The sequence below is a fragment of the Bacillus cereus group sp. MYBK195-1 genome (genome assembly GCF_051916605.1).
GTDB lineage: Bacteria > Bacillota > Bacilli > Bacillales > Bacillaceae_G > Bacillus_A > Bacillus_A cereus.
The window spans coordinates 420,113-435,721 of sequence record NZ_JBQAGZ010000003.1; the positions used below are offsets into that span (position 1 = coordinate 420,113).

Here is a 15,609-nt window from a genome sequence, read left to right on the forward strand (position 1 = left end):
GAACGGCTCATAGCCATTCCGATTTCTATATTTTATTTCTCAGAATTAAATTTCTGCACTGCTTCATCAAAATAAATCCAACCTTTCCAGCCCAAATGAATTGTATCTTTTAAGAAATACTTATCATATTCATGACCAGAGAAATCAACTACTGGATATCCTGCTTTCTCAACCTGTTCTCGAACTTTTTTATAATACACTTCACGGCGTTCTTTCGGGAAGCCAGTATAATCATACCAAGGCCCATTTACAGGTACAGAAATAAAGAGTGGTTTGACATTTTTCTCTTTAAATAAATCTAAAATAATTTGTAAATCATCGTATTCTGGTGATTCATCATATGTTTCATTTGCTCTAAAGTTTTTTAAACCTTTTAGTTTTTTCTTCAGATTATTCTTATGATAATACGGATTTTCAATTCCGAATGTATTTGTAGTAGACTCCGCTTTCCCTTCTTGTTCTGCGTGTTTACGTGCGTCTTCCCAAGAAATTGAACGCAGTCCGATATTTGTTTTCTCTTTCATCGGTTCGATTTTAAATAAAGAGTTAAATAAATCTCTATGATCTAAAATATTTCGATGCATATAAGCAAGTGGTTTAACTAAACCTGCTTTTATGTTATGTTTCGTATCATTATATACAATACCTTCTAATGAATTTTTTAATATATCATCTTCTTGAACAACTTTATAATCTAATAGCCGTTTCGCGATTTGCTTCTTCATTTCTGGATTTATCTCATCATTAAAAATAAAATGATATGCTTGTTGTTTGGAGAAATTATTAGTGAAATCCCCTTGTGATACACCAGTCTTTGTAAACCATTGTGGTGAAAGAACAAAGACTACTTTTTTACCTTCTAATTCATCCATAGTAGATGTCATATTTAAAATATGAGCTAAACTTTGTGTACCACCAGTTCCAATTAAAAACGGTGTAAAACCAGCTGGATTTACTTTGAAATAATTAGACGGATGATATGCATCCATTCGTAAAAATTCTGATGAACCGTACATCGGTAAATACTGTGAATTCTCTAACATTTTTTGCTGTAAGAAAACACTTTGTAATTTCTCTTTTTGTAAAGAAGTTGCCGCATCTTCTACCTTCTTATCACTAATAAGCGACACTAAACTTTTCGATGGGATTAGAATGATAATGAAAAAAAGCACACACGCTAAAATTATAGGACCAAAAGCATGCTTCATTTTCATCTTCTGTCCCTCTTTCTATCGTTATTAAATTGTAATCCTTGTTTTTGACACGTCATCTTTTCTCTCCTTTTTCTCTATACATGTTCCATTCTATTTATCTATTATATACATGTATGTATTTCCTTACTTGTTCTATTAAGTCCTATATAAATAGCACAAAAAATGTTTCCATAGAAACACGTTAATTATACAAGATTCTACATAAATTTCACACTGGAATTTTAGTAATAATTTTATTTTTTAACAATGAAAACACATATGAAATGTCTAGAATTCTTTGGATGATGTATGGAGTTCAAAATATGATAATAAGCGCCCGCTATGATCAACTTCATGGGTATATATAAACCCGAGCTTTCGTAAAAGTTTTTTCGAGCTCTCATTTTCTACTTTAACTCTAGCAATTATTCTTGTTACATTCAAAGTCTCTATTGCATATTTAATGGAAGCCTCTGCTGCTTCTAATGCATACCCATTCCTCCAATGTTCTGGGTCAAGGAGATACATAATTTCTATTTCACCTGTTTCATCTACCTTTCTTAAACCACAATGTCCTAAAAGCTTTCCTGTTTCACTATTAAATAACAACCATACTCCAAATTCAAACTGTTCCCAATGTAAGATAAGTTGCCCGATATAGTCATTTGTTTCTTCCTTCGACATTCCTCTTGATTTAGCCAGCCATTTGCCAACAGTATCTTTTTTTAATATGTTATAAAACTGATCAATATCTTCTACAATTGGTTTCCTCATGAATAATCTTTTTGTATAAATTACTTTCTCTTCTTCAAACATAGACATCATTTTCCCTCCAAATACTGTTTACAGACTAATAAATTATACCATGAACTATTTTTCTAACTTTAAATAAGAAAAAACAGACTATCACATACGTGAAGTCTGTTTCCCCATTCTTTTATTTTTGTAAATCTGCCCATTTTAAACTTGTAGCTGGACCAAATTGATGTACATATAAATCTTTCACATATGGTTTTTGTAAGTATGATAATCCGCGCTGGAATACCGGTGCAATTACTGCATCATCAAGTAGCATTTTTTCAGCATCTTGCATTGCTTTCCAGCGAGCCTTTTCATCATTACCTAATTCTGTTTTAATCTTCTTAATTAATGCATCATATTCTGGATTTGCATATTCTGTATTATTGACGCTACTTCCAGAAAGGAATACTTCTAAGTAAGTCATTGGATCCGGATAATCTGGTAACCAGCGTGATAACGACATTTCATATTCTTTCTTCTTCTCAAGTGCTAATTTTTGCGTATGTGGTTGTAATTTCACATTCACTTTTAATCCTGGTAAGTTTTTCTCAAGCTGCTCTTTAATGTACTCTCCAACTTTTTTAAAGTTTTCTAAGTCATAATTTAATAGTTCTAACGTCACTTCATTTGTACCTGTCTCTTGTTTCGCTTTCTCCCAATATTCCTTCGCCTGTTTTACATTTGTCTTATTAAACTCGCCAGCCGTACTTCTAAAATCTTTCTGATCTGGGCCCTTTAAAAATCCTTTTGGTACGTAATAGTTTGCTGCAACCGATCCATCATTTAAAAATGAATCTGCGAGTCCCTTCTTATCAAAAACTGTACTTAGCGCAAGACGTGCATTTTTATTTTTAAGAATTGGTACATTTTCATTAAATCGGAAGAAGTACATAACTGGATCTGTATATTGTTTTAGCTCTTTATTATTTTTATATTTATCTACGAATTCTGTAGAAATAACAGCTCTATCAACTTTATCTGTTTCATATAAATTTACCGCAGTTGAAATTTCTTTTACAATTTGATAGTTTACTTCATCTAACTTCACTTCTTTTTTATCCCAATACTTATCGTTTTTCTTCATTGTAAAGCTAGCTTCATGCTTCCACTCTGATAATGTAAACGGTCCATTATATACCGCTTTATTTGCTTCTAAGCCGTATTTATCACCTTGCTCTTTCGCATATTTTTCGTTAATTGGATAGAAGGATGGTAAAATTAATAATTTCGTAAAATACGGTACAGGGTGTTCTAGCTCTACGACGAATGTTTTATCATCCTTCGCTTTTACTCCTAATTCATCTAGACCTAGTTGTTTTTTATTTATCTTCTCAGCATTTTTTACATCGTACGCAATGTATGCATATTGAGAAGCTGTATCTGGATTAATCAATTGCTTCCAAGCGTATACGTAATCATGAGCGGTTACTGGATCTCCGTTAGACCATTTCGCATCACGCAATTGGAATGTATATGTCTTTCCATCTTTACTCACTTCATATTTTTGTGCGCCGGCTTCAATTACTTCATCATTTTTCGATAGACGGAATAGTCCTTCCATTACGTTATTCAAAACGTTAAACGAGACTGCATCTGTTACTTTCCCTGAATTTAACGACGGAATTTCACCCGTTTCTAGTAACTGTAATACTTTCTTCTCATCTTTCGGCTTTGTTGCAGTTTTTTCTTTTGCGCAACCAACTAAAAATGAAGAAACTAATAGAGTACTAACTAATGAGTAACGAACAACTTTTTTCATTTAAAAACCCCCTCTATTTTTAAGGTAAGTAACGACGAGCACCAGCGTATTCTTCTATATATCCTGGTGTATTTAGCGGTATAATCTCTACCGATCTTTCAGCTCTTGGTGAGTGAATCATATTGCCATCACCAATATACATTGCAACGTGATGGACACTACCTTTCCCTTGATCATGTGCAAAGAAAATTAAATCACCTTTTTGTAGATTTTCTTTATCAACTGCAACTCCTGCTCTTGATTGCGGTCCAGAATCTCGCGGAATTGTAATGCCGTGCGATTTGTAGATTGTATGCGTGAAGCCAGAGCAATCAAATCCAAAACCACTTGTACCAGCCCATATATACGGTAATCCTAAAAACATTTTCCCTGTGTTAATTAAATCATCAGCGGCCGGAGTTGGAATATCAGTTTGAGATTGGTAAACTGTTCCATCATTTTTACGTATCCATGCTTTTTGACCATTTGGCAACAATACACGGTATGAAATTGTGTCTTCACTTAATAGCGGCAGTCTTGTATTATAACTGACTTCAAGTGATTTATGTTTTTCAGAAGGGTTTATATATAAAATCGCTGTTGGTTTGGTTATTAAGACAAAAGGTTCATTTGTTTTATCTGCAAATTCTTGATTATATGTTAATTGTTTTTCAGGTATCCAGCCCGGATAACCTTCTTCATTTCGTGGTGTTGGCTGTCCATGCACTAATACCTTCACCCATTCGCCTTTCTTATCAATAACAGTTACTTCTTGACCGAGTAACGCTTGTGTTTCTAATTTATTTGCATTTGTTAACCATAGTTTCTCGTCAAGTGTCATTGATTTCGTCCATTTCCATAGATCCACTGGATTTGTTGCACTCGGTGTATCGATTGGCCTTAATGAATCAGGTACTGTCCATAACGTTGCAGCAGATACATCTATAAATGCTTTATTATCCTTCTTTTCTTCAGCATTTGCCGATGTAAACGATGAAAATATAAATAAAGTTGTTAAAAATGCAGTTCCTACTTTTTTCATATTTATCCCCCTTAAAAGATAGTTTACTAGTCTCTTCTCCTAAAACTTACTATTCACTGCCGATTGAAGGTTTATCTTTGATCCAGAATAAGTCATTCCTTCTGGCTCTTCCATTAACCAAAGCGGTGCATCAAGATCAAAATAATGAATATTAGGATGCGCTGCCGCTAAATGCGCAACAGCACTAACGGAAAGTGAAGACTCCATCATGCTGCCCACCATACACTTCACACCAGCTGTTTCTGCGATATCTGCAATACGCCATGCTTCACGTATGCCACCACACTTCATTAATTTAATATTAATGAAGTCTGCATATCTTCCTTGAACGAGCTTTAATGCGTCACTTGCTGAAAATATACTTTCATCGGCCATAATTGGCGTTTGCACACGATCTTTGACGTACTTTAACCCATCCCAATCTTTCGCGTGTACTGGTTGTTCAATAAATTCTATATTTAAATTACGATTTTCCATCTCTTGAATGATAGAGACCGCTTCTTTTGGACTCCAACCTTGATTCGCATCTAAACGTAATGTCGTATTTCTTGGTACCACATTTCGAATTGCCTCAATACGTTCCAAATCTAAATGCGCCTCTTTACCCACTTTAATCTTTAATGTTTGAAATCCTTTTTCTATATGTTTCTTCGCTTCTTTTGCCATTAATACAGGTTCATCCACACTCACTGTAATATCGGTATGAATTTTTTTCTTCCCACCTAACAATGCATATAACGGCACATTTTGATATTGGCAATATACATCATATAAAGCGATATCTACCGCTGCTTTCGCACTTGAATTTCCAATACAACTCATTTGAATGTCCTGTAATAACTGCTGAAACTGAATGATATTTTGACCAATTAAACATGAACGCATCGGTCCTAAAATCGCTTCTTCTATTCCGCTGGTGAAATCCCCCGTAATAACTGGCGTTGCGGCTGCAGCCCCCTTACCAATCACTCCTTCGTCTGTATGAATATAAACATCTATACTTTCAATTTCTGTTACAGTACGAAGTGCGGTTTTAAACGGTGTATGCAGTTTTACACGTCTACGATTTACTTTTACATCTGTAATTTTCATTTTGTTCATCCTTTCGTTCCCCAATGAAGTGAAATCTTAATCCACCGGAGATTTATACCCACGAATTATTAGGTAAACCCATTGGACATTTACTCTTCTATCACTCTACTTTGTTTTCGTTTACTTTTGATGTAGAACAATAATGTGAAATAAAAAAATCCAGCCATAAGAATGATTCTTACGGCTGGATTTTGTCTATGATTGAGTAGACAAAGCAGCAATCTGATTATATTTTTTCTGTGCATCTTTTAGCGCTACAAGTAACGCTTTTTGAGAAGAACCGAAATATCGGTTCTTTACTTCCATTACTAATGCCGGGTCATTTATATTTTTATGTAGAAATAAATATTTAACAAATTGAGATGTTAATGCAATTGTCGCTGAGCAGTCTGCATCTACAATTTCCCCTGTATCCTTAACAAGTATAAATGCTACAAAATAGCTTTTATACTTTTCAGTAATGGGATTATTTTGAGGTGCTTTCGCATCCCCTACGATATAAATTGTATTTGAAGCGTACACAGCTATCTTCCTTTCTTATACGAGGATAACGGGTTTCTTAATAGTCGTATGAGCGAGGAACTCAACGTTGATTAAAAAATGTATCCGCTTACCTTGTATTATAATATAATTGACAGAATTTTAACAACATTTATTTCAATGCATATTCCATATTTATGAAAATAGCTTAAACTCTTCATTTCTACAATATGTGATTGTTCCTTGTACCATGACATTCATACATAAAAAACTGCACCCCCAATTGTTAGACGGCGTCTAACAATTGGGGGTGCAGTTCAATAGCTAACTGTTTTTTATTACTTTGGCATCACAAATATAGTTTCATTTGACTTAGAAAATTGATACTCTTTTCTCGCTAACTTCAAAATTTCTTCCTCATCGTCTGTTAAATTTTCTATGTTAGTCTTTAAAGAATCTTTATCTTTCTTTAAAGATACTAATTGTTTCTTTTGATCCGTAATCGTATCTTTCTTTTTATCAATTACTTCTTGTTGTTTCGTTAAAATATATTGAACATATAGAGTAGTTGCCGCAATAAAAAGGACCATTAAAATAAGTCGCCTTAACTTCTTTTTATTTACCCTACGCTTGTCACTAGGTTGTGATAATTGCTCTGGTATATTAGGAACATTTACTCGCTCGAGTTTCCTCATTCAAATCCCCCTAACCCATATTTTTCACTACCATCGGCACGTTTTCTTACTAAACTAAATTCTATTCTTATAAAATAAACTCCTTCACAAAAATATCCCATAAATTAACCAATTAAAGATAGCATTCGACGACATTTCCATATTTACACCGATTTTTTTTATACATGCTGCTATAAAATAGTAGTTTCTGTAATTCTTTTTCTACTATTGTAGAAGAGTTTTTTCACACACAAAATTCCTTCCCCACATATCCATGTTATAACATGCTTACAAGGAGGGGAAATATGCATTACCGCACATTAGGTAAAACTGGAATAACTGTTTCTGAAATAGGTTTTGGCGCATGGGCAATCGGTGGTGATGAATGGGGACCTGTTAACGATAAACAATCTATAACCGCTATAAAAAAAGCAATTGAATGTGGTGTGAATTTTATTGATACTGCGGATGTGTATGGTTTAGGACATAGTGAAAAGTTGGTGGCTACCGCGATTAAAGGACATCGTAATGATATTATCCTATCAACAAAAGGTGGTTTAATCGGACATCACTACGACCTTAATGGAGTTCCTGTATATGATACTCCCGAAAAAATCATCGCCGTATTCGAAACAAGTTTACAACGTCTTCAAACAGATTATATTGATCTTTATTTTTGTCATATTTGGTGGCATAATCGTAGAGAAACAGAAGCATTTCTACGTGCATTTGACATATTAAAACGTGATGGCAAAGTAAGAGCAGTCGGTGTTTCGACTCATGATTTACAATACATTCATCATTTCAATAACAACAACGAAATTGATATCGTACAACTTGATTACAATATATTAAATCGAAAACCGGAAAAAGATATATTACCATTCTTACAAGAGAAAAATCTAGGAGCTGTTATTCGTGGTCCATTAAAAATGGGCATTTTAACTGGAAAATTCACAAATAAAACAATTTTTCCAGATGGAGATTTACGCAAAGATTGGCCAAATGAAACTTGGTTTCAAGAAGACTTACAAACCGTAGAGAAACTTCGGTTGCTCTCAAATAAAAATCAAACCCTAGGGCAACTTGCACTTCGCTATGTACTCTCTCATCCGGCAGTAAGTGTTGTAATTCCTGGTGCAAAAACAGGAACACAAGCACAAGAAAATGCAAATGCATCTGTTCGCCCTATTTTGAGTGATGAAGAGCTTAACTATATTCATTCAATATAAAAAGCCCAATCCGGGCTTTTTATATTGGCAAACTAATATCATACTCCATTCGCTTCGCTGTGTCCTCCGCAACATGCACACCTAACAAGTTTTTCACAATATGAAATGCCATATTAATTCCAGCTGAAATTCCGGCAGATGTTATAATATGTCCTTCATCTACAAACTTTACATTTTCTATAACTTCAACATTTTGAAACTCATTTTTAAACTTTTCAATACTAGCCCAATGTGTTGTTGCTTTTAAACCTTCCAGTAAACCTGCTTTCGCCAGTAATAGCGCTCCTGTACAAACTGAAGTCATCAGCTTTACTTCTTTCATTTGTTGGCGAATCCATTTTATTACTATTTCATTTTTTATTTCATATTTTCTAGCACCTAGCCCACCCGGAATTATTAAAATATCCACTGGTGGTAAATTTTCAATACTATAATCTGGCTGTACCTTCAATCCATTCCTTGCTGTAATCATTTCCCCATTCTCGCTAACTGTATAAACAGTAAATGTTTTTTCTTCATTCACCTCAGTTACAGAAAAAACTTCAAATGGCCCTGCAAAGTCTAACACTTCTACTTCATTAAATAAAAATATACCAACACTCCATTTATTCATCATAAGTTCACTTCCTGTTTCAAATGATGTAAAAGGTGATTATATCCTTTTTCTAATGCAATATCATACGCTGTTTTCCCATCATTTTTCTTAATCATCTTATTAGCTCCATTTTTAAGGAGCAACATAATTATTTCTTCATTTCCTAATAATGCTGCTTCGTGGAGTCCTGTCCAGCCACCACTTTGCATAATATTTACATCTGATCCTTTTTCAATTAAGAAAGCGACAAGTTCACTTTGCTTGTTCGCAATTGCCGCTTGCAAAGGTGTATTTTCATTTTCGTTTTTCGCTCTACTATGTATATCTGCACCGCTTTCTAAAAGAAAACTCGCTATTTCTTTCTGTCCAAAATAAGCTGCTAAATGAAGTGGTGTCCAGCCATCTTCACTACATTCGTTAACAATACTTGGACTCGCCTTTATAAACTTCACTACTTTTTCCTTATTACCACTTATAACAGCTTGTGCTATTGATTGTAAATGCTCCATAATAATCTCCCATCCTTCAAAATATTTAAGCATCTCCTTCTACATGTTCTATTAATTATTATATTTTCCTTTTAAAATCTTAAGTTTACATAATAATATTATATATATTACTTTTTTGTGCTTAATGCTGAATAGCAATAATGTTAAAAATACTACCTTTAAACAATGAAGACCATGATTTCATTAGAGTTACTGAAAAAGCAAGCAAAAAACTATACACATAGTTTTCATCATATTTGTTCAGTTGCATGAACTAAAACAGGTAATGTTTATTCTGCTATTTATGCTTTCAACATATCAAATAATATTATTCCAATAAAAAAACAATCCATTTTTAAAATGGATTGTTTTTTTATTTCTGTTTTATGCGGTTTATTTTATTTTTGTATTTTCAATGATGAAATAATTACATTTACAAAAATGAAACGCTACTATCTTAGCCCCTCTTATAGTAAGTTTTTCGTTTGAAAACAAAAATACAATTTCACCTTACGATTGAAAAAACATATGTAAAAGTTTCTAAAACAGCTGCCTTATCATACTAATCTATAGCAATTCTGTCTTCTTCCCTTACCTGTTTCCTTTAACACATACGATTTTAAAACTAGCGCCGTTAATGAATCTGTTAATGTTTTATATGATAAATTTGATAATGCCAATAGATCGTTCGTATATAACATTCTATGCTTCTCTAATAATAATAGTACTAATCGTTCAGACGGTTTTAATGCCTCATCACTTTCTAGTATAAAGTCTATATTTTTCATTTCTCTAATTATTACTCCTTATATAAAAAAATACTTTAGACGCTTATTTAATATAAAAATAATACATAACAAAATTATAAATATATTAAAATAGCACCATCTAAAAACACTATTATACTATAACATAGAAGTAGTGTTTACCCAAATAGGAAATGCTTTTTTATATCGCTTATAACATTTTTGCAAACCTACATAATATTTTGTACCATTACCCGCCAAGTTTTCTTCTAATTTTGCTGGTCATCCCGATGTATTTGTAATCAATGAAGTTCTTCTAAATTTATAAACAAATAAAAACGGTTCGTCTATCATGCCCTAAACATGAATGACAACCGTTTTCCAGCTTCTTCTTAATTAACATGTTCTATCTTAAATATTTCTTGCAATATGCGGCTTACTGTAATGACTTGTTTCACCGCCACCTACTACTACTTTACCGCCTTTTTCGAAAATTAATAATTTACTTGAACCATCTGCAAGAAGCACTATTACTTCAGCATTATTACTTGTTGCTACATAAATTACATAACCACTCTTTGATATACAAGTTTCCCAATTCGAATCAAATTCTGATCTTACTACACGATTTGAATACACTTGATTTTCAATTCTATCTTGTTCTACGTTTTCCAAATTGATTCCTCCCACTTCACTAAAATAGCATTTATAGGAAAATAACAGCCCTATATAAAATAGTAGCCGACTTTAACATAAATAGTATGTGTAATTAGTAGGAGAATGCTTGGACAACGAAAACGAAATAGACTTCAAAAATTTCACAATTGAAACTTCTCTTTAATCATTTCCGCTACTTCTTTTGCACTCAAATACGTGTTATTAATTTTTATATACTCTTCTTTTTCAATTTCACCATGAAGAGAGTTTAATCTATGCTTTTTCATCGTTTCTTTCAAATTATTTTCAGACCACTCAATATCTCTTTTTTTCGGTTTATGTTCTAATCTATTCGGGCTTTTATTTCGTTCTAATCTTTCATCTAATTCCGCTTCCAGCTCTACAAAATACACTGTCCCACCTTTTGATTCAAAAATACTTTCTACATGATGTATATAATTCCAATCCGCTTGGAGGTCAAATGCCCATATATACGTAAAAATCATTCCAGATAAATCACTTTTAGATACTTCTTCAAATATTTCATTACGAAATAAACTTACTAGTCTTTTTGCTTCTTTCGTACTGTAATCAAAAATTGGACTTACTAAATCAATTGTCATGTGGTTATGAAAAAGTTTTAAACCGGTTAATGTTGCTAATTCTTGCCCCACTGTCATTTTTCCAACTGCTTGTGGGCCAAATATTAATATAAGTTTCATTTATTTCCCTCCAATCTTTCTCTATAAACCATTACATAAAATTAAAAATAAGGCAGCCGATTTTAAATCGATTGCCTTATTTTTTATTCATAGTTTTAGTTCTATTCTTTTCGCATAGCTTCAAAAGTAATCATTTGATTTGCATTTGACGGTTCTTTTTCATAATCATATTCAGCAGAGCAAGTAATGTTAGAGAAACCTATACTTTCTAACAGAAGTTTAAACTCTTCTATTCCACACCAACGTACCGCAAAGCGTTGTAGTTCTGTTTGTACTAACTGTCCTTTACTCCACTTTTCATATTTCAAATATGATACAGTAACTTGGTTCAGCCAATCTATTTCAATTGATTTATTTTCTAATGTGATTCCGTCTCCACTCGGCAAAGAGAAAGTCGATGTATGAATTTCCCCAGTCTTCCAGTCATGCGGAAGCATAATATCTACGATTAATCGTCCATCTGGATTAAGATGTTCATAAAAACATTTCAATGCATTTATAGAATCCACACGATTTTCAATTAAACAAAAAGATCCAGTAGGAATGATAATTGCGTCATATTTATGCGGAAGTGAAAATTGTTGCAAGCTTCCTTCATATAAATTAGGATGTAAGCCTCTCTCTTTACAGCGCTTACGGCAAGAATCTAGCATTTCAGGTGAATAATCTATCCCATCCACTTTAAAACCAGCCTCTAGAAGCGGAATGATGACACGCCCTGAACCTACTGCAGCTTCGAGGATTCTTCCTCTACAATCTTTTAAACGTTCTTTGTAATACTCAATATCACCATTTAAAGAATAACCGACTGGTTTTGTGTAATCATACAGTTCCGTACAAAGTGTACTATAAAAGCTAAACATTTATTTTCTCCTCCGTTTTTACGTACGGAAGATTTTAATTCAACTAATCTTCCTGTACCTCTAATTTTAATGATATTTCGAAAGAGCTGACTGTCATAATATATCACTCACTTTCCATAGAATATAATGATATTGTATTACATAACCTTCCAATTTGAAATATAAAAATTAAAAATTCAGACTACAAATTAAAGAGCTTACTTTAGTAAGTTCTTTAGAAAAAATATTTATTTCACAATCGGCAATGTCACTTCACTTAATTTCACTGTAAGTTTCGTGCCAGCTTTCGGTCTAATTGTATAATCATAATCACTTGCAATTAAAACAACTCCGATTTGATGCCCCACTTTAAATACATAATCATCTGGCTGCATGTCCCATGTAAATGTATAATCTTTGCCCGGTTGAATCGCTGTTGAATTTTCTATACTCTTTAAGTTTTGTGGATCCATCCAGCCTCTCGTTACGATTTCCGGCTTCGCTCCTCCATAGTCAACAAGTAATGCTGTTAAATTTGATACAGATCGATCAATATTTCCTGTAATTGAAATCTTTGGTGTACCACTTATACGCGTATCTTTTTGCAGTACAGGCATTGTATATACTAATCGATTTGCTACTTCTAATTCTGGGTTTGCTACTAATTGGTTTGATTTCATTTGTGCATCATCTAAGACTGAGAAAACTTTATTAGCCGCTCCCATACTTAATGGTAAATTGACTGATTTATTACTTAAATACATACGGATTTTTGAAGGTACAGCCGCTGGATCTGGCCAATTTTTTATCTTTTGCCACGTTTTATTTTCTCGTTGCACATCAACCATTGGTTCATCCATAATTCCATTTTCAATTCCGTACAACCAATAATCTAACCATTTATTTTGTGTTTGCTGCCAGTTATTACTTGATGTCCCACCATGACCACCTTGGTGTAGCCACATTTTACGAGGAACATTATTTTCCGCAAGTGCTTCCCACCATTGCGCGAACTGTTTCGTCTTAACATTCCAATCGTTTAAACCATGAACAACAAATACACTCGCTTTTACATTTTTAGCATCTTTTACATAGTTACGTTTATCCCAAAAATCATTATAATTACCTGTTTTTCGGTCTTGTCCAGCCGTTAATTCTTTTATAACTTGTCCGCAAACTTCAGGATTTTCCCTTGTCAGTACTGCTTCTGCCATATTATCTGTATCTTCTCCTTGATATCCGCCTGGAGCAATGACTGCACCATTTGCACGATAATAATCATACCAACTACTAATTGCTGCGATTGGAACAATTGTTTTTAAACCTTCGACTCCAGTAGTCGCAACAGCATTTGGTAAAGTACCATTATAGGAAACTCCAGTCATACCTACATTTCCTGTAGACCAATTTGCCTGAACTTCCTCACCCTGTTCTGTAAATGCTTTCGCGCGACCGTTTACCCAATCAATAACAGATTTTGTCCCGAGTATCTCTTGTTCATCTCCAGTTGTAGGGCATCCATCTGATTTTCCAGTACCGATACTTTCGCCTAGAATAACTGCATAACCTCTTGGCACGTAATAGTTCCCATACGAACCAAGATTAACCGCTCCATACGGTTTTCCTTCATACGCATATAATTCTTCATCTACATTATATACAGGAACAGCTTTTAATCCAGATCGATATGGACTCATTTCATAAATAACAGGAACTTTCACATTCGGATCTGTCTTTGGACGCATAACTTTTATCGATACTCTATCTTTCTTACCGTCTCGATCACTATCAACTTCTGTCTCTACATATAAATTTTCGATAATAGCTTCATCGAGAGAATAAATCGGCTTTGTCATCCCATTTTCTAATTCAATTTTCGTATTTTTAATCTCTTCCTTCTTCTCTGCATGCACATTCATAGTAAAGCTAGGTATAATTGTTGCAGATAGCATTGCTGACAGTGTAATTGCCATTTTCTTTTTACTCAAAATGTTCCCTCCCCTTATTCGTTCTCTTTTACTATATAACAAAATAACTGAAAATTCAGTTTTATTTTTATATAAAAGTTGAGAAACTCAAAGATTTCTTATTAAGTAAAATTTAATGCAGGTATGAAAGTATTTTCCCGCTTCCTCCTTCTTTATAAAGTAAAACTTTAATCAGCCCTCACCAATTGGGCGTTTACGAGCAGCAGGGCCACTTCTTTGCTTTCGCTGAATTTTGAGGTGGGGTCTTACTGCCCGGCAAATAGCGGGATAAATAGAGAAAAAGACAACCGATATTTCTATCGCTTGCCTTACATTCCATTTATTATTTTTCTAACTCTTTAAAGGTATCTTTCAAGTCTTTATCAGATACCTTTATATCTGCATTTTTAAGCAGTTCTCTAGTAACTTGTTGATGGAATTGAGGATCTTGTATACGTTGCTGTTCTAATTCTTTACGAATATTCTCTTTCTCTTCCTCATACGGTTTAAGCTCTTTTTTATCCGTTAGCTTAATAATATGATATCCGAAAGAAGATTTAACAGGTTCACTCAATTGACCAACTTCTAACTTATACGCAGCATCCTCAAATTCTTTCACCATCATACCAGGTCCAAATTCAGATAGTTCCCCACCTTTTTCTTTAGAACCTGGATCCTCTGAATATTGTTTAGCCAATGTCGCGAAATCTTCGCCACTATTTAATTTTTCTTTAATTTCTTTTGCTGTCTTTTCATCTTTTACTAAAATATGGCTAACTTGAAGCTTTGGCTTATAATGATCTTTAATATCTTTTTCCGTTACGGTTGCTTTAATAGCTTTTTCAAAAGCAAAAGTAAGCTTTAATTTCTCTTTCAACTGATCTTCATTTTTCACACCATTAGATTCCATATATGTATTAAAATTATCGCCCATCTTGTCTTTTAATTCTTTTAGTTGTTTCGTTACCTCTTCATCCGTAACTTTATATTTATCATTTAATACTTTTTCTACTACCATTTCAGATAAATTCTGTTTACCGTAGTTTTCTTTTAATTTTTTGTTAAAATCACTTTCTGAAATGCTTCCTGATTTTGTCGTTACAATATTATCTGATGAACCACATGCAGATAAAGATAACGTCATACCCATTAAAATGCTACCAATTACTAATTTCTTTCTTTTCAAATCTGAATACCTCACTTCATTAAATTCAAATATAACTATGTAAATATAACGTTTTCCTGTGAACTTCACGTGAATTTAATGAAAGTAGAACATTTGCTAATTCTCCATTTAATACATCAATTTTGAAAATTATGGTGATTCATCCTGTATCGCT

16 protein-coding genes are annotated in these 15,609 nt (G+C 33.3%); 1 reads left to right on the top strand and 15 read right to left on the bottom strand.

The genetic code is table 11. The features are described 5' to 3' along the window. Positions 1 to 32: 32 nt before the first annotated feature. The 7 genes from dltD to ACTFRY_RS17990 all read right to left on the bottom strand — a co-directional run bounded on the left by dltD (position 33) and on the right by ACTFRY_RS17990 (position 7,041). A complete protein-coding gene (gene dltD / locus ACTFRY_RS17960; protein WP_000782300.1) occupies positions 33 to 1,214 on the bottom strand; it encodes a D-alanyl-lipoteichoic acid biosynthesis protein DltD in 1,182 nt (393 codons plus the stop codon). Between the two features lie 267 nt (positions 1,215 to 1,481). Further along, positions 1,482 to 2,015 carry a GNAT family N-acetyltransferase gene (locus tag ACTFRY_RS17965; RefSeq protein WP_000061611.1) on the bottom strand — a complete coding sequence of 178 codons (534 nt, stop codon included), beginning with the start codon at positions 2,013 to 2,015 and terminating at the stop codon, positions 1,482 to 1,484. A 115-nt stretch (positions 2,016 to 2,130) separates the two neighbouring features. Then, positions 2,131 to 3,753, bottom strand: a complete 1,623-nt coding sequence (locus tag ACTFRY_RS17970) for a peptide ABC transporter substrate-binding protein (RefSeq protein ID WP_000758259.1) — start codon at positions 3,751 to 3,753, stop codon at positions 2,131 to 2,133. A 19-nt stretch (positions 3,754 to 3,772) separates the two neighbouring features. Next, a complete protein-coding gene (locus ACTFRY_RS17975) occupies positions 3,773 to 4,774 on the bottom strand; it encodes a C40 family peptidase (RefSeq protein WP_000755427.1) in 1,002 nt (333 codons plus the stop codon). 39 nt (positions 4,775 to 4,813) lie between these two features. Then, positions 4,814 to 5,875, bottom strand: a complete 1,062-nt coding sequence (locus tag ACTFRY_RS17980) for a dipeptide epimerase (protein ID WP_001038455.1) — start codon at positions 5,873 to 5,875, stop codon at positions 4,814 to 4,816. Positions 5,876 to 6,061: 186 nt separating this feature from the next. Next, complete coding sequence (locus ACTFRY_RS17985) at positions 6,062 to 6,388, bottom strand: DUF3870 domain-containing protein (protein ID WP_000271318.1); 327 nt, start codon at positions 6,386 to 6,388, stop codon at positions 6,062 to 6,064. Between the two features lie 296 nt (positions 6,389 to 6,684). After that, a complete protein-coding gene (locus tag ACTFRY_RS17990; protein ID WP_001228374.1) occupies positions 6,685 to 7,041 on the bottom strand; it encodes an FtsB family cell division protein in 357 nt (118 codons plus the stop codon). A 284-nt stretch (positions 7,042 to 7,325) separates the two neighbouring features. Between ACTFRY_RS17990 and ACTFRY_RS17995 the strand changes: the two genes are divergently transcribed. After that, positions 7,326 to 8,252, top strand: coding sequence for an aldo/keto reductase (locus tag ACTFRY_RS17995; RefSeq protein WP_000559352.1), 927 nt, complete (start codon positions 7,326 to 7,328; stop codon positions 8,250 to 8,252). Positions 8,253 to 8,271: 19 nt separating this feature from the next. Here the strand turns inward: ACTFRY_RS17995 and ACTFRY_RS18000 are convergent, their stop codons facing one another. From ACTFRY_RS18000 to ACTFRY_RS18035, 8 genes are all read right to left on the bottom strand, one after another. Further along, complete coding sequence (locus ACTFRY_RS18000; protein WP_016118075.1) at positions 8,272 to 8,868, bottom strand: DJ-1/PfpI family protein; 597 nt, start codon at positions 8,866 to 8,868, stop codon at positions 8,272 to 8,274. Beyond that, positions 8,865 to 9,356, bottom strand: coding sequence for an ankyrin repeat domain-containing protein (locus tag ACTFRY_RS18005; protein WP_000400681.1), 492 nt, complete (start codon positions 9,354 to 9,356; stop codon positions 8,865 to 8,867). Before ACTFRY_RS18005 ends, ACTFRY_RS18000 begins: the two co-directional genes overlap by 4 nt. A gap of 536 nt (positions 9,357 to 9,892) precedes the next feature. Then, positions 9,893 to 10,123: a hypothetical protein gene (locus ACTFRY_RS18010; RefSeq protein ID WP_000789031.1), complete on the bottom strand. Its 231-nt coding sequence runs from the start codon at positions 10,121 to 10,123 to the stop codon at positions 9,893 to 9,895. A 369-nt stretch (positions 10,124 to 10,492) separates the two neighbouring features. After that, positions 10,493 to 10,756, bottom strand: coding sequence for a hypothetical protein (locus ACTFRY_RS18015; RefSeq protein WP_000432428.1), 264 nt, complete (start codon positions 10,754 to 10,756; stop codon positions 10,493 to 10,495). A gap of 143 nt (positions 10,757 to 10,899) precedes the next feature. Next, on the bottom strand, positions 10,900 to 11,460 hold the full coding sequence (locus ACTFRY_RS18020) for an AAA family ATPase (RefSeq protein WP_000767064.1): 561 nt from the start codon (positions 11,458 to 11,460) through the stop codon (positions 10,900 to 10,902). A 101-nt stretch (positions 11,461 to 11,561) separates the two neighbouring features. Continuing rightward, the gene (locus ACTFRY_RS18025) at positions 11,562 to 12,323 is read right to left on the bottom strand and encodes a class I SAM-dependent methyltransferase (RefSeq protein WP_000490908.1); all 762 of its coding nucleotides are present in this window, start codon (positions 12,321 to 12,323) and stop codon (positions 11,562 to 11,564) included. Between the two features lie 227 nt (positions 12,324 to 12,550). Then, complete coding sequence (locus ACTFRY_RS18030; RefSeq protein ID WP_000038314.1) at positions 12,551 to 14,290, bottom strand: Xaa-Pro dipeptidyl-peptidase; 1,740 nt, start codon at positions 14,288 to 14,290, stop codon at positions 12,551 to 12,553. Positions 14,291 to 14,612: 322 nt separating this feature from the next. Then, the gene (locus ACTFRY_RS18035; RefSeq protein ID WP_016118079.1) at positions 14,613 to 15,455 is read right to left on the bottom strand and encodes a peptidylprolyl isomerase PrsA; all 843 of its coding nucleotides are present in this window, start codon (positions 15,453 to 15,455) and stop codon (positions 14,613 to 14,615) included. Positions 15,456 to 15,609: the final 154 nt, after the last annotated feature.

Coding starts and splice junctions, on each gene's coding strand:
- dltD (WP_000782300.1), bottom strand. CDS start 1,214: ATGAAAATGAAGCATGCTTTTGGTCCTATAATTTTAGCGTGTGTGCTT.
- ACTFRY_RS17965 (WP_000061611.1), bottom strand. CDS start 2,015: ATGTCTATGTTTGAAGAAGAGAAAGTAATTTATACAAAAAGATTATTC.
- ACTFRY_RS17970 (WP_000758259.1), bottom strand. CDS start 3,753: ATGAAAAAAGTTGTTCGTTACTCATTAGTTAGTACTCTATTAGTTTCT.
- ACTFRY_RS17975 (WP_000755427.1), bottom strand. CDS start 4,774: ATGAAAAAAGTAGGAACTGCATTTTTAACAACTTTATTTATATTTTCA.
- ACTFRY_RS17980 (WP_001038455.1), bottom strand. CDS start 5,875: ATGAACAAAATGAAAATTACAGATGTAAAAGTAAATCGTAGACGTGTA.
- ACTFRY_RS17990 (WP_001228374.1), bottom strand. CDS start 7,041: ATGAGGAAACTCGAGCGAGTAAATGTTCCTAATATACCAGAGCAATTA.
- ACTFRY_RS17995 (WP_000559352.1), top strand. CDS start 7,326: ATGCATTACCGCACATTAGGTAAAACTGGAATAACTGTTTCTGAAATA.
- ACTFRY_RS18000 (WP_016118075.1), bottom strand. CDS start 8,868: ATGATGAATAAATGGAGTGTTGGTATATTTTTATTTAATGAAGTAGAA.
- ACTFRY_RS18005 (WP_000400681.1), bottom strand. CDS start 9,356: ATGGAGCATTTACAATCAATAGCACAAGCTGTTATAAGTGGTAATAAG.
- ACTFRY_RS18010 (WP_000789031.1), bottom strand. CDS start 10,123: ATGAAAAATATAGACTTTATACTAGAAAGTGATGAGGCATTAAAACCG.
- ACTFRY_RS18020 (WP_000767064.1), bottom strand. CDS start 11,460: ATGAAACTTATATTAATATTTGGCCCACAAGCAGTTGGAAAAATGACA.
- ACTFRY_RS18025 (WP_000490908.1), bottom strand. CDS start 12,323: ATGTTTAGCTTTTATAGTACACTTTGTACGGAACTGTATGATTACACA.